This is a genomic window from Idiomarina sp. 28-8, from assembly GCF_000320945.2.
Lineage (GTDB): Bacteria > Pseudomonadota > Gammaproteobacteria > Enterobacterales > Alteromonadaceae > Idiomarina > Idiomarina loihiensis.
In genome coordinates, this window is record NZ_DF266792.1 from 256,866 (window position 1) to 280,219 (window position 23,354).

The window sequence follows — 23,354 nt, forward strand, 5'->3', positions numbered from 1 at the left end:
GTGTGTAGGTTCCGCCGTAGAGTTGTGGTGTCGTCACTATGTTATCGCCCTGACGGGCAAGGGTAATTAATGCGTATTCAATAGCTGCCATGCCCGAGGCTACGGCAAGTGCGGCCACACCATGCTCCAGTTCCGCGACACGCTTCTCCAGAACATCGTTGGTGGGGTTCATTATGCGCGTGTAAATATTTCCCTCAACCGCCAAATCAAACAGGTCAGCGCCGTGCTGTGCGTTATCAAACTCGTAAGAAACGGTTTGGTAAATGGGAGTGGCTACTGACTTAGTTGTTGGGTCAGTTTCATAGCCATGGTGGATGGCTAACGTTTCGTCTTTCATACGGACTCCAGTTCAGATTCAGTTAAAAAATGCGTTAAAGCCGATTGGTATTGTTCAACATTCTTGATAAAACCATCGTGGCCGAACGGCGTTTCAATAGTGACCCTGCCAAATGAGTTGGGAAGCAAGTTTTCCAGTTCATTAACCAGACTCGGTGGCGCAATGGCGTCGTTGTTAAAGTCGACTAGCTGTACTTTTGCCTGCACGCGGGTTGGGTCAATTGAGTAGTGGTTGAGTATCGGCGTAAGGTGTGTAAATAAGCTGCGGCAGCCATTGCCGTTTTGCTTCAACAGTTTTTCGCCCTGATACAGTAAGTATTCAAAGGCATCGTCCGCATGGTTAAAACGTTGTTCGAATTCTTCGGCGGTGCGATAACTCAGCATGGCCAGCGCCCGCGCCAGAATAATGCCTGACTGTTTATCATCGCAGCGTTGAATGAGCGCCTGCTGAAAATAACGCAGTAACGCTGAATGCACTGACGGTTTATGGGCCGCACCAATAGCACTTAAACGAGGCAGTTCAGTTGGATGGTCAGCGGCATACTGAAGTCCCAGAACGCCGCCGAAAGACCCCCCGACCCAGGCTTGTAGGTTGTCGGTTTCCTGTTTCAGCGCGTGCCGAATGGCTTCACTGTGTTGCTGCACCGTTAAAGGCACCGACGGACACTCGGAGCCTCCTATTCCTCCGGGGTAGTCGAAGCTGATGACTTGCACATCAGTCAACTCTGCAAAGAGCGGATGCAGTGACTGCCACCAGCCACTCTCATCAGCCTTCCAGATTAGGCCGCTGGCACTAATCCCGCCCTGAACAACAACGACCGGCTTATCAGGATCGCCATAGCGATAACCTTTAAGACGTGCGAACGGCGTGTCTGCGTAAAAACTGCGGGCAACTGGCTGAACCATAGTTAACCTCAATATTCTGAGTGAGGTTTTGACTGTAATAAATAGATATCAGGACGTCAAGACATTTAGACGTCTAAAATGGCTGGGTTTATTTCGCTGTCAGCGGAATATGGTATGATTTATTTTTAATTTCGAAACAAGAGTGACGCCCATGGTGTATTCGGTCAGCCAGTTAAATATTGAGATCCGCCAGTTGTTAGAGCAGGGCTTTGGTCAAATAAGCCTGGTTGGAGAAATCTCAAATTTTGCCGCACCGGGTTCAGGGCACTGGTATTTCACTTTAAAAGACGAGCGGGCTCAGGTTCGCTGCGCTATGTTCCGCAATGCGAATCAGCGTGCAAAGGTTCGGCCGCAAAATGGTATGCAGGTACTGGTAAGAGCCAAAGTCACGGTTTATGAACCGCGGGGCGACTACCAACTGATTATTGAGCAGGTTGAAGACGCTGGTCAGGGGCTTTTACAGCAGCGTTATGAACAGCTAAAAGAGAAATTGTCAGCCGAAGGGTTATTTGCGGCAGAACGCAAGCGCTTACTACCCGACCATATTCGCAAAGTCGGCGTGCTGACCTCACCCACCGGCGCTGCTATCAAAGACATTCTGGCGGTGATGAAACGCCGCGACCCCGGCGTCGAAGTGATTATTTATCCGAGCGCGGTACAGGGAGAGGCAGCGGTTCCGCAGTTGCAGGCTATGCTAAAAACGGCATTTGAACGTAATGAAGTGGATGTACTGTTAGTCAGCCGTGGCGGTGGCTCTCTGGAAGACTTGTGGTGTTTTAACGATGAGACTTTTGCGCGTCTTTTGGCAACCGCGCCCATGCCAACCATTAGCGCTGTAGGTCATGAGATTGATTTCACTATTGCCGACTTTGTTGCCGATGTCCGCGCTCCTACACCTTCCGCAGCCGCTGAGTTAGTTACCAGAGATCAACAACAACAACAGCAAAAAGCGCAGGCACTGCAACAGCGCTTAGGGCTGGCGCAGCAAAGATTGCTGCAGCGTTTACAGCAACGTTGGCAATTTTTACAAACCCGGCTGCAACAGCAGCACCCGCAACGACAATTGCAACAACAGTCGCAATTAGCCGATGAACTGCAAGCCCGAGCTAACCGGGCTTTGCAGAACCGGCTGGCGCGGCAGAAGCAGCAAGTGTCATATTTACATGGGCGCCTGCAGGCAATGCATCCGCAAAAAGAATTACAGCGTTTGCAGCAAAAACTTCAGACGCAGCAGCAACGATTACCGCAGGTTATGCAACGAGTTTTAAAAGACAAGCGAACTCAGCAGCAACAGTTGATGCAGGCTCTGAACCTTGTCAGTCCTTTGAATACTCTGGAAAGGGGCTACGCTATTGTCCGTACAGAAAAGGGTGATGTGGTTCGTAGCGAGAAGCAAGTGACTGTGGGTGAATCAATAGAAGTTCGTCTGGCTGACGGTAATATTACCGCTAAACGGCAATGATTCTGCGGCTATTGTCATATTCCTGACATTCGCGCTTTGTTATACTGACTAGGTTATTCACAAAGGAGTCGTGGTATGAAACTCAAAGCACTGGCAGCCGGTATTGGACTGGCGTTGGCATCTACAATGGTGCAGGCAGAAGAACAGAAACCCAATATTATTTATATTATTGGTGACGGTATGGGATTTGAATATATTAGCGCGTACCGTTATGCCATGTCTGATTTAGACAGCAAAACGATTGCTGAAACTGAGTTTGATGCCATGCTGAAAGGCGCCGCAACAACCTATCCTGATGATAATACCTGGGTTACTGACTCAGCTGCGGGTGCAACCGCTCTGGCTACAGGCGTTAAAAGTTACAATGGCGCTATTGCGGTCGATTCAGATAAATATCCGCTGCAGAGTATCATGGAACTGGCTCGTGAAAATGGCTGGTCAACGGGTTCGGTATCGACATCACAAGTTAATCATGCAACACCGGCATCGTTTTTCACTCATCACCCGTCGCGCTACGAATATAATCAAATAGCCGACAAAATTGCGACTCAGGTGGTTGAAGGTAAGCCGTCTTTTGACGTCATGCTAGGTGGCGGACAAAGCTATTTTAACCGTGACGACAAAAACTGGCTGGATGTATTGCCAGAGCATGGCATGCAGGTAGTAACCGATATGCAAAAGCTAAACTCGGTTGACTCTACGCCTGTAATGGGGCTTTTTGCAGAAAAAGGTCTGCCGTTTGCTATTGATGGCGATGTTGATGCGTTGGCCAATATGACACGTACCGCTTTGCGCTTATTGGATAAAAAGCAGCAGCCGTTTGCTTTAATGATTGAAGGCAGCGAAATTGACTGGTGTGGTCATGCTAACGACATTGCTTGTGCCGTACACGAAATGGACGGGCTAAACCGCGCCTTGAAAGTGGTGAGTGAATACCGCGAAAACAACCCCAATACCTTAATTGTTATGACGGCTGATCACTCAACTGGCGGTCTGACACTAGGGCGTGACGGCGAGTATGCCTGGCATTCTGACCGTGTTATGAAAATTAAAAGCTCTATTGCGTCCATGAGTAAGGAAATGCTGACCATGGATACGGATAGCTGGGCGGAGTATGTAGCTGACAAAGTTAACTTTGAGCTGACTCAGGAGTATCTTGATGAACTTGCTATTGCTGCTGAAAAAGAAGGTGAAGAGCAGCAGGAGGCTCTGCATCAGGCATTGGTCTATATAACGGGCGATATTACCGGCACTGGCTGGACAACCAGCGGACACACCGGCGTTGATGTTCCTGTCTTCGCCGACGGCCCGTATAGCGAGAACTTCGGTGGCTATATGGACAATACTGATATTGGCAAGCAGCTAATAAAAGTCGTTAAATAATCCCTCTTTGTAAGTTCCCTCCGACAGTCGCGTTTTATAACGCGACTGTCATATTACTGTCATAAAAATACAGTCCGAGTACGCTAGGCTAGTGGCATGATGTATCTGTTGCCATGTCTACGCTATGAAATTTTTTAATAAAGAACTAAGCTGGCTTTCCTTTAACGAACGAGTGTTGCAAGAAGCTGCTGACAGCACGGTTCCGGCAATTGAACGAATTCGCTTTCTCGGAATTTTTTCCAGTAATATGGATGAGTTTTTTCAGGTGCGCGTGGCTGACGTAAAGCGCCGTATTTTCTTTAGCCAGGGGACAGAAGAGCGTGAACAATATGAGCAGTTGATGGCACAGTTGCAAAAAAAAGTTGTGTTGCTGCAAAAACGCTTTGATGAAGTACTGGAAGAAGTCTTAGAAACCTTAAGAAAAAATGGTATTTCACTACTAAGCATTGACCAGCTGAACGAGGAAGAAAAGCAAAGGCTGAAGCGTTTTTTCACGGAAAAAGTACAGCGTTTTATTGTGCCTATATGGGTTAATGGTAAAGGGAACCTTTCTAATATTATCCGCGAAGATGAAACCTATCTTTGTGTTGAAATTATTAACGCTGACGGCAAACAGTATGCGCTGCTGGAAGTGCCATCTGATCAAATGGATCGCTTTATTAAGTTGCCTGCTAAGGGGCGCAGTAAAAAGCACAAGCTTTTGTTTTTAGATGACATTCTGCAACTGAATTTAGAAGTACTGTTTAAGGGAATTATTCCGTTTAAGCAGCTGCGGGCTTTTTCATTTAAGACCACCAGAGACGCCGAATACCGTCCTTCAGATGATATTGAACAAAGCTTGCTTGAACGTATGGAAGAAGGCTTAAAGCAAAGAGTAAAGGCTGATCCTGTGCGTTTGGTCTATGATCGCGCAATGCCTGAAGATATGCTCTCTTTTTTGAGTGAAAAGCTGCAGTTAACCCAGTTTGATTCCTTTGTCGCTGGCGGCCGTTATCGTAACACACGAGATTTCGTTAAATTTCCGCATTTGGGCAAAAAATCACTGACGCACAAAGCTCTGCCTGCACTGTTTCATCCAAAATTTTCGCATTTTGATAATGTGTTTGATGCCATTCAGAAAAGCGATATTGCCTTGTATTACCCGTATCATAGGTTTTCGCATTTTACGGAGTTTGTCCGGCAGGCCGCTTACGATCCTAAAGTTACCCGAATCTCAATGTGTATTTATCGTGTGGCGCCTAACTCTCGGGTGGTTCGCTCGTTGATGGACGCGGTACAAAACGGTAAGCATGTGACTGTTATGGTTGAGCTTCAGGCTCGGTTCGATGAAGAAGCAAACATTGAATGGGCTAAAGAATTAACCGACTCAGGTGTTCGTGTCAGTTTTGGCATTCACGGGCTTAAAGTGCACTCAAAGCTGGTGCTAGTTCATCGCAGTGAGGGTAGCCTCGACCGACGGTACGCGGTAATTGGAACCGGTAACTTTCATGAGGGAACGGCACAAATTTATACTGACTTTAGTTTATTTACCTGTCAGCCGGATGTTTGTACCGATGTTGAATCGGTATTTCATTACCTTGAGCAACCTTACCGGGCACATAAGTTTCGTCATTTAATGGTGGCGCCGGTCAACATGCGCCAGAGAATAAATGATCTTATCGAGTTCGAGATAGACCAGGCCAAAGCCGGTAAACCTGCCGAATTGTTTTTTAAAGTGAATAACTTAGAAGACGAAAGTTTAATTGTGCAACTTTATAGAGCGTCACGTGCCGGGGTTAAAATTCGGGGCATAGTGAGAGGCATGTGTTCTTTGCGCCCGGGAATTGAAAACCTCAGCGAGAATATTGAAATTCGCAGTATTGTTGACCGCTACCTGGAGCATGCGCGGGTGTACGTTTTTGAGCATGCCGGTAAGAAAGAAGTCTTTATTGCTTCAGCCGACTTAATGACCCGTAACTTAGACCATCGTGTGGAAGTTGCTGCGCCCATCTATGATGATGAGGTGAAAACTGATATTTTGAAAATAATAAACTTGCAGTGGCAGGATAAAGCGAAGTCACGCTTTATTGATGCGGAGCAACAGAATAAATACTGTTTTGAGTCGGATAGGCTGGCTCCTAAAGGCCGCTCGCTGGTGCCTTCACAAGTCGCTATTCATCGATATCTTAAGCGACGTAAGAGAGATTATGAAAGCCAACAAAAAGACCTCTAATAATGACCCAAAGCAGTTTGCTGCTTTGGATATTGGCTCCAATAGCTTTCATTTAATTATTGCGCGCTTAGTTGAAGGTCAACTGCAGCCTATTTTCAAATTCAAACAACCGGTGCAGCTGGGAGAAGGTCTTTCTAATCGCCATCTGAGTGATGCTGCGGTTTACCGGGGAGTTGAAGCGCTCCGGCAATGCGCTGTCCGGCTGGAAGGTTTCCATCGCGATACCGTCAAAGTTGTGGCTACACACACATTACGTAAGGCTAAGAATCGTAAGCGCTTTTTGGCAGAAGCGGCCAAAGTATTACCCTTTCCTATCGAAGTGATTTCAGGTCGGGAAGAAGCCCGGTTAATTTTTCGGGGCGTGGCAGAAACCAGTTCCGAATCTGCCGGTTCTCAGTTGGTTATTGATATTGGCGGAGGCAGCACTGAGTTTGCTATTGGAATGAATCGCCAGCCGAAGTTTTTAAGTTCACGAAGTATTGGCAGCCTGGCTTTTTCAAAAGAGTTTTTCTCATCAGGGAAAATGACCCTCAAACGTTTCGATAAGGCGGTTGTATCCGCTCGTCAGCATGTTGAACCCATAGCGAATTATTTGGCTGAGCACCCGGTAGAAAGTGTTTTCGGTACGTCGGGAACCATTAAGGCTATTTATCAGTGGATTGTGAAACGCGATGGTGAACAACCTTTGGGCATAACTTATTCCCAGCTTCAGGGGTGCCGAACAGACCTTATTGCTGCTGAGTCGTTAAAAAAACTGAATAAAGAATGGGTTTCGCCCGAGCGCAGAGAATCTATTGCCGGTGGTGTTGCGGTGCTGTTGGGTATTTTCGAAGAACTGGGAATCGAACGTCTGGTTCCTCACGACTCCGCGTTAAGAGAGGGCGTGTTGTATGAACTGGCAGGTGAAGTCTTGCTGCACCAGGACGTACGTGAGCGCACTATTAACAGTTTAGCGCAACGCTACTCGGTTGATTCAGCTCAAGCTCAGCGGGTGTTATCTACGGTTCAGCAAATTTGGGGGAGCGTAGCTGAAAACTGGGGACTCACCGGACAAGATTTGGAAGTGTTATTAGAGGGGGCAGCTAAGTTACACGAGGTGGGACTTAGTATTAGTGCCAGTGGTGTACAAAAGCATTCTGGTTATATTTTAGCTCACGCTTATATGCCAGGGTTTAATGCCGAAGAGCAGCGTTTTCTATCGACCATTGTCCGGTACTTTCGTAAAAAAATACAAACCGCAGAATTTCCTGACTTGATTTTGTTTAGCCAGAATCAGCTTATTAAAATGCTGATAATTATGCGTCTGGGCGTTATTTTAAACAGCGATAGACAAAACTCGAGCTCATTGGATAAGGCTGTTATTGAAGACGGGGCGTTGAAACTGCAGCTGAAAGGCTCTGCTAAAGAGGATTCAGTGCTTACTATGCAACTTGAGTCCGAGGCCAACGTTATGCAGAAATTAGGTTATGAACTGCTAGTCTGCTGAAAACAGCAGGCGCACAAAATAAAATACATTTCTTTGTGCGCCCGTATTTATTTTATTGATTAAAACTTATACATAGCCATCAGCTGTAAACGGTTTAAGTCACCGTCGACATTGGCTTCAGTTTCACGGTTCGCTTGTGAAATTTCAGCACCAAAAGTCAGGTTAGACGCTGGTGAATACATCAGGTTAAATGCCAGACGTTGCGTGTATTCAGTGTAAGTCGCTGGGTTGACAGATGCTAATAACTCTTCATCGTTATCTGCCCAGCCACGCGAGTAAACCACGTTAGAACGTAATTTCTCTGACCAGAAGTGGCGATAAGCAAAGGATACACCGGTTGAGTCAATGGCTTCTAACTCACCATTGCTGTCAATATAAGCACCATTCCAGGTGTTTAGACCTAAATAACGACCTAAACCTGAACCTGTGGTAACTGATGCGCGGATATCATCCATGCCGAAGGTGTATTTAGCGCCAAAGCTGACACCGTAACCAAAGGTGGTTTCATCATCGCCAGTTTGACTGACATCGTACGTTAATTGGCGTAAAAGTGCGGAAGCCTGCCAGGTTAAGTTGTCAGTTTTACCGGTATATTTAAAGGTTACGTCCGGTGCAAAACCGTCACTGGAAATAATACGACCGCCACCAACCGGTGTTACGGTTGTTTCAGGGTTTTCAATTGAGGCGCTAAAGCCACCGGAGGTGTAACGAATTTGTGCCTGGCGGTTGAAGATAATGCCATCGGTGATGCCGATAAAGTCGACGGATTCAGCCAGAATGTTTAGGTCCTGAAAGTTAGACCAGGTTTGACCAAAAGTCCATTTCCCATATTTTAAAAATGCGTGACGTAGACGCGGATTATAAGAGTTTGAAATACGTTGGTCACCGTCAGGGGTCAACATAAAATCCATTTCGATATGGCCGGTCAGCGTTTCACCATTATCTAACTCAGTGTCGGTGGTAAGGAAAAAACGCGACTGACGTGCGTGAAAATCGGTGACCATGTCGTCGCCTTCACCACCCACAGGGGTGAGGCTTGGAATATACTGTTGCCGAGCGATACTGCCGCTTGAAGGTGCCTGACCATCGGTGTAGTCCGATACCATCATGTCCAGTTTAACAAAACCACCAAAATCGATGTCAGTTTCGTTTGCCTGAGCTCCTAAGCTCATAACACCGAGTACGGCAGCGCTTGCTGCTGATACGGTGAATTTCTTTGCGATACTTGCTTTAGCCATGGTGTTCTCCCCTGTAAGCCAAGTGTTCGTTTTGATCGTGCATTTTATTGTTATGCCAAAGATAAACGCTGTTAATTCTCGTTAACTGGTCAATTTTTATCAATCTAGACTATGGTCTAATAGTGTTTAAGCCCTTTAAAACGTACAACAGATACCATCTTGCGAATAAGGAGGAAGAGGTAATGTCGCAACTGTATTCAGTTCCTGAACATATCAAAGCTAAAGCCAAAATCGATAATGACGGTTATAAGAAACTTTACCAACAGTCAGTAGACGATCCTGAAGGTTTCTGGAGTGAACACGGACAGCGAATTACTTGGTTCACACCTTACACCAAAGTTAAAAATACCAGTTTCGAACCGGGTAAAGTCAGTGTTAAGTGGTACGAAGACGGCACTCTAAACGCCTGTTACAACTGTGTCGACCGTCACCTTGCTGATAAAGCCGATAAAACCGCGATTATCTGGGAAGGCGACGACCCTAGTGTAGACAAACACATCACCTACCGCGAGCTACATAAAGAGGTATCCCGTTTTGCTAATGGCCTGAAAAAACTAGGTATAAGCAAAGGTGACCGCGTTGCTATTTACATGCCAATGGTGCCGGAAGCGGCTTATGCCATGTTGGCTTGTGCGCGCATTGGTGCGGTTCACTCGGTTATCTTCGGTGGCTTTTCTCCGAACGCCATTGCTGACCGTATTAACGACTGTCAGGCAAAAGCCATTATTACCGCTGATGAAGGTCGTCGTGGTGGCGGCACCATTGGTTTGAAAGCTAATGTTGATAAAGCCATTGCTGACGATGCTTGTCCAACGCTGGAGCACAGCATTGTGTGCCGTGTAACAGAGGGTGATGTTGACTGGACTGAGGGTCGTGATGTTTGGTGGCACGAGCTGGTTGGCAACGTCAGCGACGAGTGTCAGGCAGAAGTGATGAATGCCGAAGATCCGCTATTCATTCTTTATACCTCGGGTTCAACCGGAAAACCTAAAGGGGTTGTGCACACCACCGGTGGTTATATGGTGTACGCATCCATGACCCACGAGTATGTTTTTGATTATCATGAAGACGAAGTCTATTGGTGTGCAGCGGACGTTGGCTGGATTACAGGCCATTCTTATATTGTTTACGGACCATTAGCAAACGGCGCAACGACCCTGATGTTTGAAGGTGTGCCTACTTATCCCGGTGTTGGTCGTATTGGCGAAATTGTCGATAAACACAAAGTGAATATTCTTTATACGGCGCCAACCGCTATTCGCGCGTTAATGGCTAAAGGCGACGAAGCGGCCAAAACCTCAACCCGCGAAAGCTTGCGTATTTTGGGCAGCGTGGGCGAGCCGATTAACCCTGAAGCCTGGGAGTGGTATCACCGCGCTATTGGTAACGGTAAGTGCCCAATTATGGATACTTGGTGGCAGACCGAGAACGGCGGTATTTTGATTACTCCGCTGCCGGGCGCCACGGATTTGAAGCCGGGTTCTGCAACTCGTCCTTTCTTCGGTATTCAGCCCGCGCTGGTTGATAGCGAAGGCAACATTCAGGAAGGTGAAGCCGAAGGCGGGTTGGTTATTAAAGACTCCTGGCCGGGTCAAATGCGCACATTATGGGGTGACCATGAGCGCTTTGAGCAAACCTACTTCTCTACCTTTAAAGGTATGTACTTTAGTGGCGACGGCGCACGCCGCGATGCCGATGGCTATTACTGGATAACCGGTCGTATGGACGATGTACTGAACGTTTCCGGCCATCGCCTGGGTACCGCTGAAATTGAAAGTGCTCTGGTTTCGCATAAAGCGGTAGCCGAAGCAGCTGTTGTCGGATATCCGCACGACTTAAAAGGTCAGGGCATCTACGTTTATGTCACGCCGGTTGAAGGTGTTGAAGTTACTGATGAGCTGACTAAAGAAGTTCGTAACTGGGTTCGCTCTGAACTTAGCCCAATTGCAACTCCAGACTTAATTCACTGGACTACAGGCTTACCAAAAACCCGCTCCGGTAAAATTATGCGTCGTATTCTGCGTAAAATTGCCGCTAATGAGTACGAAAACCTTGGTGACACCTCTACGCTTGCCGATCCAAGTGTGGTAGATTCTTTGATAGAGAATCGAATGAATAAATAATGTCACTTAATCTGGAATCTCATGGCGAAATTTTTAATCGCAGATGACCACCCATTGTTTCGCGAGGCGCTGCAGGGCGCTCTCGCGAATCACTTTTCTGAGCTGACCTTACGCGAAGCTGAAGACTTAGACTCAACTCTGACTGCACTGAATAACGACGACGATGTCGATTTATTGCTGCTGGACTTACACATGCCCGGCAGTGGTGACTTGTATGGTCTTATTCGTGTCAGAGAAGACTATCCGCTGCTTCCTGTTGCCATCATCTCCGGTAGTGAGGATTCCTCGATTGTGGCCAAGTGCATTGGCTTTGGGGCTTTGGGCTTTATTCCAAAATCATTACCCTCTGCAGAAATAGCCGAAGCAATAGATACCATCCTGCAGGGCGACACCTGGGTTCCGAAAGAAAACAGAGAACGTCTCGATGTGATTTCGGACGAAGATCAGCAGCTTGCACAAAAGGTTTCGGAGCTTACCCCGCAGCAGTACCGGGTTTTGCACTTTCTTCATGAAGGCTTGCTGAACAAACAAATTGCCTATCAACTGGGCATTACTGAAGCAACAGTCAAAGCACACATTACGGCAATTTTCCGCAAACTGGGAGTGTACAGTCGTACCCAGGCAGTTTTGGTGGCTGAACGTCTGCAATTATGACCTGGTTACTGATATTTGCCTCGCTGGCTTATGTGATTTTCCTCTTCGCAGTTGCCACCTGGGGCGACCGTTTAGGCTCGTGGGCGAATAAAATCAGTCACAAGCCAGTTGTCTACTCTATGTCGCTGGCCATCTACTGCACGTCCTGGACGTATTACGGCGCTGTGGGTAATGCAGCAGTTGACGGTTGGGCGTTCTTTCCTATTTTGCTCGGGCCAATTTTGCTGTTCTTGTTTGGTATCCGAATTCTGGAAAAGCTGGTTTCGGTTAGTAAACAACAAAATATTACTTCAATAGCCGACTTTATTTCTTCCCGCTTTGGTAAACGCCGCCGGCTTGCCGTGGCTGTTACCGCCATTGCTGCCGTTGCTATTATTCCTTACATTGCGCTTCAGTTAAAAGCTGTGGGCATTAGCTTTGCGGTTCTGACTGAAAGCTCTGGAGTGATGGCACAGTTTTCGATAAAAGAACTGGGTGCTGCTGCGCTAATGGCAATTTTTGCTATGTTGTTTGGTACCCGCCACGTCGAAGTCACTGAATATCGCAGTGGCATGATACTGGCTATTGCTGTTGAGTCGATGATCAAACTGGTTGCATTGCTGGCAGCTGGTGTTTTTGCCTGGTTCCTGATTCAGGGAGACGCGCAATCGGACTTATTCAGTTCATTCAGTGACGCAACGAAACCTCAGTGGTCATTTGCAGCCTTTGGCGAGTTTGAGTTCATTGTACAAACCCTAATGGCGGCCGGGGCAATTTTGTGTTTACCCAGACAGTTTCATGTGGCGGTAGTGGACAATGTTGATGTCCGGCATTTACGCACGGCTCGTTGGGGCTTTCCTCTGTATCTGGCGCTGACCGCTGCCGCAATTGTCCCCATTGCTATTGCAGGAACTTTCTATTTGTCAGCAACCACCGACGGTTCAACGTTTGCGCTGCAACTGCCGTTACTCAAAGACCAGCTTTGGTTATCACTGGTTATTTTTATTGGTGGTATATCCGCAGCAACAGCCATGGTGATTATCGCGTCCGTAACCTTAAGCACCATGATAACCAACGACGTTATCATGCCCATTTTGCTGCAGCGCGAGTCGCGCTTGCCGCTAAAACATCGGCGTCGTGAATACGACCGGGCCTTACTATTAATTCGGCGTGTGGCTATTGCCGTTACTATGGTGCTGTCGTTCTTGTGTTATTACTTCTGGGCAGCCCGGACTAACCTGGTCAGTATTGGTTTGTTGGCGTTCTCGTTGGTGTTGCAGTTGCTGCCGGCGTTGCTGGCCGCTCTGTATTGGCGTAAAGGCCACGCGCGGGGTGTTTACGCCGGGTTGGCTGCAGGTTCAGTCGGCTGGGTTTTAGCGGTACTAATACCACTTTACACCGACTTGCAACTGACCGATGTGGAAATAATAACCCGCGGTACTGTGGTTTCTTTAGCCTTAAATTGCTTCGGGTTCATTGTATTTTCATTGTTGGCAAAACCACGTCTGGTTGATCGTATTCAGGCAACGGCTTTTGTTAAACCCCGAGCCGCTTTACCCGATTTGCATTTCAACAAAAACGACAGTGCTACCAATGCCGATATGTTGTTGCTGTTAAGGACCTTTTTAGGGGCGGAACGGGCTCAGCAGTTAATGCAGTATTATCAGCGTCCGGAAAACACTGAGCTTCCGCTGGAAGGTGTGGCTGAAAAAACCTTTATCAGTTTTGTGGAAAGAGCGATAGCTGGTGTACTTGGCTCTGCCACGGCGCGCTCTCTTGTCGATGCTGCACTGCGCGATAAGCAGCTAAATTTAGAAGAAGTTGTTCACTTCTTTGACGATACAACGCAAGCTCTGCAAACTCAGCAATCTATTTTGTTTAGCTCACTGGAGAACCTGGCTCAGGGCATTAGTGTTGTCGATGCAGAGCTGAGGCTGGTGGCCTGGAATAAACGCTATATGGATTTATTCCAGTACCCTGAGGGCATGGTGAAACCCGGACAGCCCATAGCGACCCTTATTCGCTATAACGCAGAGCGCGGTGAATGTGGTCCTGGTGACGTTGATGGGTTGGTTAATAAGCGTTTGCGTTATATGCAGTTGGGGTCGCCACACCGTTTTATTCGTCGCCGCGCCGATGGCCGGGTGATAGAAATGGTCGGTAACCCTTTGCCGACCGGCGGCTTCGTTACCAGCTTTACCGACATTACGTCGCACGTTGAAACCCAGCAGGCACTGGAAGATGCCAATATTGATCTGGAACAGCGGGTTGACGTTCGGACCCAGGAAATACGCGAGATAAACCAGGAGCTGACAGCAGAAATAGACAGGCGCCGACAAGTTGAGGATGAGCTGAAAAAAGCCAAGGCCGAAGCGGAAGCGGCCAATGCTTCTAAAACGCGTTTTCTGGCGCTGGCCAGTCATGATATTTTACAGCCTCTTAATGCGGCGCGTTTATACCTTTCGGCTATTCAGGAAAAAGAACTTTCGGAGCGGAACTTGTCGTTAGTTGGTAAGCTGGATACTGCGCTTGGGTCAACTGAGCATTTACTCTCTACCTTATTGTCGATAGCAAAAATGGATCAGGGGGCTTTAAAACCGCAGTTCCGGCATGTGCAGCTTAGCTCATTACTGGAACCGCTAGTCGAAGAATATGCGGTGCTAGCCGAGCAGCGGAAGCTGGATTTTCGTGCATTTTATAAAGACCGGCCGGTGTACACTGACCCAACGTATTTGCGCCGAATTGTGCAGAACTTTTTATCTAATGCCATAAAATACACCCAAAGAGGCAGCGTGTTGTTGGGTGTGCGCAAGCGCGGAGATGAGCTTCAGATAGCCGTGTGGGATACCGGGCCAGGTATTGCGGCTCAGCAGCAGAATAAAGTGTTTGATGCATTTTATCGAGTACAGAACCAAACTGTAGACGGTGTCGGCCTTGGATTAAGTGTCGCGCAACGTATGGGAGAGCAGTTAAACTGTGACGTGCAGGTTGAGTCGGTTGAAGGTAAAGGCTCGTGTTTCTCGGTACGAGTGCCTTTAGGTAATGCTGCTCAGGTTGTCAGCCGGCCGAAGAAACAACTGGAAGATGCTTTATCTGATCCTTTACAGCTTATTGTGGTCGATGACGACAATGAAAACCTAAACGCGTTGAGTGCGCTGCTGAATAAGTGGGGGTGCGAAGCCCTGACCTTTAATCGCTATAGTAAAGCTTTAGCTTATGCCAAGGCTCACAGCCAGAACAAAGCACCGCACGGACTGCTATTAGACTATCAGTTAGGTGACGGTGACGGCTTGCAGTTGGCGCAGGAATTACGTGATATTTGGCAGCAACAGATACCGGCCGCTTTGGTAACAGCCATGCGCGATGATGCTGTGAAGCAGGCCGCCCGCAAAAGCGGTCTGCAGTTTTTACCTAAGCCGGCTAAGCCTGCCGCATTAAAAGCATTTTTAAAATACATTAGTACCCGAAAGGCGGGAGGAGCCAGAAGTTGATAGAGCTTTCCGAGCGACACACATTTAAACTCCCGGCACAATGCCGTTCGTTAATTGAACTGAAAAGCAGCGACGACGTCGAGGATTTAGAATTTGAGGAACCTTATTATTTGCTTGGTGAGGGTAGTAACACCTTATTTGTCGATAACTTCTATGGAACCGTCATTTGCAACCGGCTACTGGGTGTCTGCATTGAAGAACAGGAAAGCTCGTATTTAATTACTTCCGCAGCAGGCGAGAACTGGCATAACTTTGTTGCTGACTTACGCGCAAGAAGTATCGACGGGCTGGAGAACTTAGCGCTAATTCCGGGCTCAGTCGGTGCTGCTCCGGTGCAAAATGTTGGCGCTTATGGGGTCGAGGTAGCAACCTTTATTGAGCAGGTAACCGCCTGGGATATTAAAGAAAAATGCTGGGTTTCTATGAACAGAGAAGCCTGCCAGTTCGCGTATCGCGACAGTGTATTCAAGCAACACCCTGGCCGTTGGTTGATAACTTCGGTGGTGTTTCGGTTGCCCAAAGACTGGCAGCCGGTTACCCACTATGCTCCGTTGAACCAACTTCAGGGGCATGTGAGTGCCCAGAAAATTTTCGATACGGTTGTGGAAGTGCGCCAGAGAAAGTTACCGGATCCAAAAGTTATACCCAATGCCGGCAGCTTTTTCAAAAACCCGGTTATCACCAAAGCGCAGCTTGATGAGCTGTTGCTGAAATGGCCTGACATGGTCTATTTCCCAGTAGCCGGTAACCAAGTGAAAGTGGCGGCTGGGTGGCTCATTGAACATTTAGGCTTGAAGTCAGCGTTTGTCGGCGATGCTGCGGTTAACCCGCGTCAGGCATTGGTGTTGATTAATAAAGCACAGGCCACGGGCAGTGATATTAAGCAACTGGCACTAAAAATTATGAAACAAGTGGCGGATGCCAGTGGCATTATGCTCGAACCTGAAGTTCGTCTGGTAGGCCAACATGGTCTTGTGCAGTTGGCGGTAGAGAAATGAAGCAGGCAGAACGTCTTGATCAGTTAATTACTTTACTGGCTAATGGTGAGTTTCATTCCGGGCAGGCTATTGGTGAGTCTCTGGCTATATCCCGGGCTGCGGTAAACCAACACATTCATAAACTTGAAGAGCTTGGGCTTGAGCTGTTTTCGGTAACCGGGCGTGGCTATAAGCTTGCCCGGCCGATAGAGCTTTTGCAGGCGGGGGTTATTGAAAAGGAAAGCCCGGAAGAGTGGCGACAGTCGCCGGAGTTTGAAGTGAAGTCGGTGGTTGATTCCAGTAACGACCGGGTTAAAGAGTTGGCCAAAGAAGGGCCTTTAGAAGCGGGGTTTTCTATTTTCGCCGAAGCTCAGACCGCCGGACGCGGGCGTCGTGGGAAAAAATGGATTTCGCCCTTTGGCAATAACCTTTACTTTAGTGTGTACTGGCCTTTAGATGACGGTATTCATGGCGCCATGGGGTTAAGCCTTGCGGCCGGGGTCGCCTTAGCGGAATGTTTTACCGACCTGGGTATTGAAGGCGTTAGCGTAAAATGGCCTAACGATGTTTATATTGGCGGGAAGAAAGTGACCGGAATACTGGTCGACCTTGAAACCTCGCCTGAAGGCGCTGCGCACAGCATTATTGGTATTGGCATTAATTTAACCATGCCAGAGCATGTTGGTGCGAGCATTGATCAGGCCTGGACGGATCTGAACTCCGAATTGCCGCGGCCAATGTCGCGTAATCATATTGCGGCGCAGGTACGTGCCTCTGTGCTGTCGGCTTTACAGCAATACGAACAACACGGGCTGGCTGCTTTTCAGCAAAGCTGGCGCCGATACGACTGCTTTTTGGATAAGCCGGTGAAGCTCATTATGGGGCAAAGAGTTTGTTTAGGAACCTGTCGTGGAATCGACGAAAATGGTGCGTTACTGGTAGAAGATGAGCAGGGCGTACGTCGTTATTTTGGTGGTGAAGTTTCATTGAGGGCGCAAGATGCTACTAATTGATGCGGGCAATACCCGCAGCAAGTTTGCATGGTGGGATGCTGACACCGATAAAATAGAGATTCTGGGAGCTATTTCTCATCAAAGCTGGCTAAACGATTTAAGTCAGCCGCTAAAAGATTTGCTTCTTGAGGTTATTAGCGGCCGTCAGCTAAAACGTGAACAACAGGCCATTGGTTGCAGTGTGGCCGCTGTTCAGGTTATGGATACGTTAAATAGCTCGCTGGCGGAACTGGGTATAAAAGTTTTCTGGCAAAAAACCAGAGCACAGCAAGCAGGGGTTACTAATGGTTACACTAAAGAACCTGAGCGCCTCGGCTCGGATCGCTGGATGGCCTTACTCGGTTGTCATGAGCAAGTGAAACAGAACGCACTGATTGTCGATGCGGGTACTGCACTAACCATTGACTGGCTGATGGCTGATGGCCGTCATCTTGGCGGCTGGATTGTTCCCGGACGACAGTTAATGCTAAATGCCCTGGGTCAGGGTACGGCTAATTTAAAGGGCATTACGGTAAATGATATTGAGCGTGATGGTTTAGCTGCCGGCCTGGATACTTTTGACGGTATTACCCAAGGGGCTGAAGCAGCTTTAACCGGTGCTATTGCACAAGCGATTCAGTTGTCCGGCCGCTATTTTTCTGACCAGCCTTTTGATGTGGTGGTCACCGGTGGTGACGGTGAGCATTTGATGCGAACCTTGTCGGTTGAATTCTGTCGTTATGACGATTTGTTGTTTAAGGGTTTGCGACTCTGTGCCGATAACCTAAACAGTTAAGCTTTTAGGTATATTCAGAGAGACCACAGGCAACTTTATGAAGATAGTCATTCCAATGCTGATTGCTGTAGCCGGATTGACCGCTATGCACAAGGCGCAGGCGCAGGATGTTGAAGCGGTACAGTTATATTCAGACGCGGAACTGGTTGAGATGTTTGCAACTAATGCGCATCTGAAACGGGTACGCGATACCGATCGCTGCCAGTTGGCACAGGATATTGAAGCTCAGGCCGAGCTTGAGCGCCGACCGACTTATCAGTTTCTTTATGGCGACATGATGGCCTGGGGTGTGTGTTATGACCGTGATCCCGAACTTGGCCTGCTGTATATGGAGAAAGCAGCTCAGCATGGCTTACTGGAAGCTCTGGAGCAGTTAGGTCGCTATTACCATGAAGGGGTTTTGGTGCAAAAAGACATTGAGCGTGCCATTCTGTACCTTCGTGAAGCCGCATCGTTAGGGAATTTGCCTGCGCAACGACGCTTTGCCGATATTCTGCTGGCCGATGAAGGCAGCCCTTATGATTATGAAAAAGCTTATCATTGGCTGCATAATTCAATTACCGCTGATAAGCGGACTTATGCGGATATTGAACAGAAGCTTGCAAAGCTGGCTGAGAGAATGCCACCTTCGGTGGTTGAGAAAGCAAAAAGGCCACTGGATTAGTAGCCTTTTTCTTTAGATTTAGCTTAACGAAAAGTTAGGATAACCGGTTGCGGAAATCTTCGTAACTAAATTGTCGTACACAATCAAACTGACCATTTTCCCGCAAAATACCAATAGCTGGATGTTGAACACCGTTAAAGAACGAGGTTTTCACCATGGTGTAGTGCATCATGTCTTCAAACACTAAGCGATCACCAACAGCCAGAGGCTGGTCAAAACTGTACTCGCCAATAACATCACCGGCTAAGCAACTGTTGCCACCTAAGCGATAACTGAAGGCTTTTTCTGCTGGCAAACCAGCGCCGGTAATGACCGGGCGATAAGGCATTTCCAGCACGTCTGGCATATGCGCGGTAGCTGAAATATCCAGTAAAGCAATTTGCCCCTGGTTCTCAACAATATCCACCACCTCACAGACCAGCGGACCGGTTTGCCAGGCAACGGCGGAGCCGGGTTCCAGTATCACTTTCAGAGCGTAGGTTTCGCGCAGGCGCTTTAACTGTTTTATCAGGTGATCAACATCGTAACCTTTACGGGTCATGAGATGCCCGCCACCTAAGTTCAGCCATTTCATTTGTTTTAGCTGTTCGCCAAAACGGTTTTCCACGGCTTCCAGTGTGCGTTCAAGCGCAAAAGAGTCACACTCGCACAGGTTATGCACGTGTAAACCTTCAACGCCGGTTAAGTCCTGCTGCTTAAGCTCGCTGACGCGAATCCCCAGGCGTGAGCCGGGCGCGCTGGGATCATAAAGCTCAGTTTCAGCTTCCTGATGCTCCGGGTTAATACGCAGACCAATGGAAACACCGGCATCTGCGGCCTGTTCTCGGTACTTGTGCCATTGAGAGACACTGTTGAAAGACAAGTGATTCACTAACGGCAGCAGTTCGTCGATGTCTTCTTGTTTATAAGCTGGCGCATAAGCATGAACTTCGCGCGAAAATTCCTCTGCTGCCAGCTTTGCCTCCCAGACAGAACTGGCTGTGCAGCCTTTTAGATACTGACGAATAAGTGGAAAGGCAGACCACATGGCATAGCCTTTCAGTGCCAGAATAATGTCGGCACCACTTTGCTCCTGTACCTTTTGCATCAGCTCGAGGTTTTTGCGTAGCAGCTTTTCGTCCAGCACATAGCAAGGGGACGGAATTTCCGGCGATGTATATTGACTCATGCGTTGTCTTCTCTGTTACTTCTCAAATGGCTTATCGCATTCCTGAACTTGCCATGGCAGGCCATATTTGTTCAGGCGCTCCATGAACTCATCCGGGTCAAACTGTTCCATATTCCAGACGCCTGGTTCCATCCAGTGACCCTGCAACATCATCGAAGCGCCAATCATTGCCGGTACGCCAGTGGTGTAAGAAACCGCCTGAGCGCCCACTTCTTTGTTAGTTTCAGCGTGGTCACAGTTGTTGTAGATGAAGATGGTTTTTTCCTGACCATCTTTCATACCGGTGACATAGGTACCAATACAGGTTTTGCCGGTGTAACCTTCTGCCAGAGAACCCGGGTTAGGTAGTACGGCTTTCAGAAACTCCAGCGGTACAATTTTTTTGCCTTCAAACTCTACTGGCTGGATAGAGGTCATGCCGACGTTTTCAAGTACCCGTAAGTGAGTCAGGTACTGTTCACCGAAAGTCATCCAGAAACGCGCGCGTTTAATGGTTGGAAAATGCTTAACCAGTGACTCCAGCTCTTCGTGGAACAACAGGTAAGAAGGGCGGACGCCAACATTGGGGTAGTCCAGATCTTTACGCACACTGATAGGGTCAGTTTCGTGCCATTCGCCGTTTTCCCAGTACTTTCCTTTTTGGGTAATTTCGCGAATGTTAATTTCCGGATTAAAGTTAGTCGCAAATGCCTGACCGTGGTCACCACCGTTGCAGTCAACAATGTCCAGATAATGCACTTCATCAAAATAGTGCTTGGCGGCATAGGCGGTAAAGACGTTGGTCACCCCCGGATCAAAACCGGCTCCCAACAAGGCCATTAACCCTTTTTCTTTAAAGCGTTCCTGATAAGCCCACTGCCATGAGTATTCAAATTTAGCTTCGTCTTTAGGCTCGTAGTTTGCTGTATCAAGGTAGTGCACGCCAGTTTCCAGACAAGCATCCATGATAGGTAAGTCCTGATACGGAAGCGCAACGTTAATAACCAGTGATGGGTTAATACCACGAATAAGCTCAGCTACTTCAGCTGAATCATCGGCATCGACCTGATACACACCGACAACGCGGTCTTTACCGGCTTTTTCCTGCAACGCCTGACATTTTGACAGGGTACGGCTGGCCAGATGAATTTCAGAGAATACTTCAGGTAGGCCTGCACATTTTTGTACGACTACGCCAGCAACACCGCCGGCACCAATAATTAGAACTTTAGACATGAATGCTATCCTTCACAGAAATCTTTTAACTAATAAAGTTGCTGCGAAAGATAGCATATTTTTACTAAATCATCATTCAGAAGCGTTGCTTTGTACAACCTCTGAATTCATACCTAAATGCTTGTATAAAAAGGCCCAGTTTTCCGCGTGTTCTTCAATGCGCATCCAGGTTGGCGTACCGGCTCCGTGACCAGCGCGAGTCTCTACGTTTAACAGTATCGGCTGGTCGCAACTTTGGTCACGTTGTAATGCCGCTGCAAACTTGTAGCTGTGCCATGGAACCACTCTATTATCGTGGTCACCGGTGGTAATGAGTGTTGCCGGATAACAGGTGCCGCTCTCGGTATTGTGCACCGGCGAATAAGCATAAAGAGTTTTGAACTCCTCTTTATTTTCGCTTAAACCAAATTCACTACCCCAGCCTCGTGCATTAGCGCTGGGCAACTGGTATCTCAGCATATCCATAACACCAACGGCAGGAAGAGCCGCAGCAAACAGTTCAGGACGTTGAGTCATTGTAGCGCCAACCAATAAACCGCCGTTGCTGCGTCCCTGAATAGCGAGTTTATTCTTGTTGGTGTAGTTGTTGTTTATTAACCATTCAGCTGCGGCAATAAAATCGTCAAAGACGTTTTGCTTGTTTTCTTTCGTGCCTTGCTGATGCCACATTTCACCAAATTCACCGCCGCCACGAAGGTTAGGAATGGCCAGAACGCCTCCCATTTCTAACCAGACTAGGCGGGTTGTGTCGTAATCTGGCGTGATAGAAATATTGAAGCCGCCATAGCCGTATAAAAGCGTTGGGTTTTCACCGTTAAGTTCAATGTCCTTGCGGTGTACCAAGAACATCGGAACTTCGGTGCCATCGGCGCTGTTGTATACTACTTGCTCGGTTGTATATTGGTCTAACTCGGCCGGAACTTCGGTTTCATACCACAAGGTGGTGCGTTGTTGGTCAGGCTGATAACGATAGATTTTTCCAGGTTCAGTAAAACCTTTGAAGGAAAAGAACACATCGGGTGCTTTATGACTGCCTTCAAAACCACTGATTGAGCCTATACCGGGTAATGCCAGTTCCTGCAGCATGGTTCCCTTTAAATCAAAGATGGCTACTCGCGAGCGTGCATTCTGCAAATAATGTGCAAATAGTTGACCGTCTACCGCATGCACGTCTTTCAGTGTATGGGTTTTAGCGGCAATAATTTCTTTCCAGTTTTCAGGCTCAGGTTGCTTGGGATCAACGGCAATGACGCGACCTGTTGACGCTCCATTCGTGGTTTTAAAATACAGCTGGCCTTTTTGACTGGTAACGTATTGATATTGACCGTCCCATTCGGTGAAAAGCCCTTCGAAAGGCGCGTCTTCCTGAGCTAGCGGACGCAGATAGACCGCATTAGCATCGTAGCCTTTAAAGACATCAATAAGTAAGTACTTACCGTCGTCTGATACTTTTGCGTAAGGGTTCAGGTCGGGCTGGTTATCAAAAGCAAAAATCAGTTCGTCGTCGCTTTGTTTGGTTCCCAGTTTGTGAAAATAGACACTGACAGGTTTTGTATCATCAAAGCTGCTGTCTTTATTTTCAGGGTAGCGACTGTAATAAAAACCACGTTCGTTTGGCAGCCAGGCGACTTCAGTAAATTTTACCCCTTCAATAACATCGCTGGTGTCTTTTCCTGACTCGACATTACGGACTTTTATTTCCGTCCAGTCGCTGCCGCCGTCAGAGCTAGCATAAGCAACATAGGTAGCGTTGGGAGAAACGTTAATACGTGCCAGCGACACGGTTCCGTCATCGCTAAAGTTATTAGGGTTAATCAGAACATCAGGAGCACTGTTTAAATCTGTCATGGTGTAAAGCACGGACTGATTCTGAAGGCCGTCGTTTGAGAAATAAAAGTACCTGTCGGCATAGCGAAAAGGTGTGCTGATTTTTTCATAATTCCACAGTTCAGTCATGCGGTCTTTAATGTCCGCGAACGCAGGAAGCTTTTGCAATAAAGGGGTCGATAACTGGTTTTGCGCATCCACCCAATTGGCTACTTCCTGGCTATCCTGCTCCAGCCAGCGGTAAGGATCTTCAACCCGGGTACCGTGGTAGTCATCTTGCTGTTCGACGGTTTTCGTTTCCGGGTAAGGGCCATCAGGTTGTTCCTTTTCCTCTTTAAAAGAGCTACAGGCACTTAGTATCAACGCAGTCGAGCAAAGAATAAAAGCTGAATAACGGGTCATGGTTGGGCTTCCTGTTTAGATTCTGGGTTGATCATAGGAATTT

At 47.8% G+C, this 23,354-nt stretch carries 17 protein-coding genes; 11 read left to right on the top strand and 6 right to left on the bottom strand.

Translation table 11 applies throughout. The annotated features are described in order from the left end of the window. Positions 1–337: PLP-dependent transferase (locus RJ32_RS11470; protein WP_034822429.1), on the bottom strand; the 337-nt coding region annotated here is incomplete at its 3' end. After that, positions 334–1,242: an alpha/beta fold hydrolase gene (locus RJ32_RS11475; RefSeq protein ID WP_034822431.1), complete on the bottom strand. Its 909-nt coding sequence runs from the start codon at positions 1,240–1,242 to the stop codon at positions 334–336. The genes RJ32_RS11470 and RJ32_RS11475, both read right to left, overlap by 4 nt. A 151-nt stretch (positions 1,243–1,393) precedes the next feature. Here RJ32_RS11475 and xseA point away from each other — a divergent pair, with 151 nt between their 5' ends. The 4 genes from xseA (at position 1,394) to RJ32_RS11495 (ending at position 7,785) form a co-directional block, all read left to right on the top strand. Next, positions 1,394–2,704: an exodeoxyribonuclease VII large subunit gene (gene xseA / locus RJ32_RS11480; RefSeq protein ID WP_034822432.1), complete on the top strand. Its 1,311-nt coding sequence runs from the start codon at positions 1,394–1,396 to the stop codon at positions 2,702–2,704. A 75-nt stretch (positions 2,705–2,779) separates the two neighbouring features. Continuing rightward, a complete protein-coding gene (locus RJ32_RS11485; RefSeq protein ID WP_011235239.1) occupies positions 2,780–4,087 on the top strand; it encodes an alkaline phosphatase in 1,308 nt (435 codons plus the stop codon). A gap of 124 nt (positions 4,088–4,211) precedes the next feature. Then, complete coding sequence (ppk1, locus tag RJ32_RS11490) at positions 4,212–6,299, top strand: polyphosphate kinase 1 (RefSeq protein WP_034822434.1); 2,088 nt, start codon at positions 4,212–4,214, stop codon at positions 6,297–6,299. Further along, positions 6,274–7,785, top strand: coding sequence for an exopolyphosphatase (locus RJ32_RS11495; protein WP_034822436.1), 1,512 nt, complete (start codon positions 6,274–6,276; stop codon positions 7,783–7,785). Before ppk1 ends, RJ32_RS11495 begins: the two co-directional genes overlap by 26 nt. A gap of 59 nt (positions 7,786–7,844) precedes the next feature. Here the strand turns inward: RJ32_RS11495 and RJ32_RS11500 are convergent, their stop codons facing one another. Continuing rightward, on the bottom strand, positions 7,845–9,023 hold the full coding sequence (locus tag RJ32_RS11500; protein WP_011235236.1) for a DcaP family trimeric outer membrane transporter: 1,179 nt from the start codon (positions 9,021–9,023) through the stop codon (positions 7,845–7,847). Positions 9,024–9,205: 182 nt separating this feature from the next. Between RJ32_RS11500 and acs the strand changes: the two genes are divergently transcribed. From acs to RJ32_RS11535, 7 genes are read left to right on the top strand one after another with little or no spacing between them, the layout of a single operon-like run. Beyond that, positions 9,206–11,146 carry an acetate--CoA ligase gene (gene acs / locus RJ32_RS11505; RefSeq protein ID WP_011235235.1) on the top strand — a complete coding sequence of 647 codons (1,941 nt, stop codon included), beginning with the start codon at positions 9,206–9,208 and terminating at the stop codon, positions 11,144–11,146. Between the two features lie 21 nt (positions 11,147–11,167). After that, positions 11,168–11,800, top strand: coding sequence for a response regulator transcription factor (locus RJ32_RS11510; RefSeq protein ID WP_011235234.1), 633 nt, complete (start codon positions 11,168–11,170; stop codon positions 11,798–11,800). Beyond that, positions 11,797–15,270, top strand: a complete 3,474-nt coding sequence (locus tag RJ32_RS11515; RefSeq protein ID WP_034822439.1) for a PAS domain-containing hybrid sensor histidine kinase/response regulator — start codon at positions 11,797–11,799, stop codon at positions 15,268–15,270. The genes RJ32_RS11510 and RJ32_RS11515 overlap by 4 nt, the downstream gene beginning before the upstream one ends. After that, positions 15,267–16,268, top strand: a complete 1,002-nt coding sequence (murB, locus tag RJ32_RS11520; RefSeq protein ID WP_034822441.1) for a UDP-N-acetylmuramate dehydrogenase — start codon at positions 15,267–15,269, stop codon at positions 16,266–16,268. The genes RJ32_RS11515 and murB overlap by 4 nt, the downstream gene beginning before the upstream one ends. Then, positions 16,265–17,260 (top strand): bifunctional biotin--[acetyl-CoA-carboxylase] ligase/biotin operon repressor BirA, encoded by a 996-nt coding sequence (gene birA / locus RJ32_RS11525; RefSeq protein ID WP_034822442.1) that lies wholly within the window; start codon positions 16,265–16,267, stop codon positions 17,258–17,260. Before murB ends, birA begins: the two co-directional genes overlap by 4 nt. Continuing rightward, positions 17,247–18,035 (top strand): type III pantothenate kinase, encoded by a 789-nt coding sequence (locus tag RJ32_RS11530; RefSeq protein ID WP_034822444.1) that lies wholly within the window; start codon positions 17,247–17,249, stop codon positions 18,033–18,035. Before birA ends, RJ32_RS11530 begins: the two co-directional genes overlap by 14 nt. Before the next feature lie 37 nt (positions 18,036–18,072). Continuing rightward, positions 18,073–18,699: a tetratricopeptide repeat protein gene (locus RJ32_RS11535; RefSeq protein WP_011235229.1), complete on the top strand. Its 627-nt coding sequence runs from the start codon at positions 18,073–18,075 to the stop codon at positions 18,697–18,699. A 34-nt stretch (positions 18,700–18,733) separates the two neighbouring features. On the opposite strand, the gene nspC is transcribed toward RJ32_RS11535, so the two are convergent. The 3 genes from nspC to RJ32_RS11550 form a co-directional block, all read right to left on the bottom strand. Beyond that, positions 18,734–19,867, bottom strand: a complete 1,134-nt coding sequence (gene nspC / locus RJ32_RS11540; protein WP_034822446.1) for a carboxynorspermidine decarboxylase — start codon at positions 19,865–19,867, stop codon at positions 18,734–18,736. 15 nt (positions 19,868–19,882) lie between these two features. Then, on the bottom strand, positions 19,883–21,082 hold the full coding sequence (locus tag RJ32_RS11545; protein WP_034822448.1) for a saccharopine dehydrogenase family protein: 1,200 nt from the start codon (positions 21,080–21,082) through the stop codon (positions 19,883–19,885). A 72-nt stretch (positions 21,083–21,154) separates the two neighbouring features. Continuing rightward, positions 21,155–23,311, bottom strand: a complete 2,157-nt coding sequence (locus tag RJ32_RS11550) for a prolyl oligopeptidase family protein (protein WP_034822450.1) — start codon at positions 23,309–23,311, stop codon at positions 21,155–21,157. Positions 23,312–23,354: the final 43 nt, after the last annotated feature.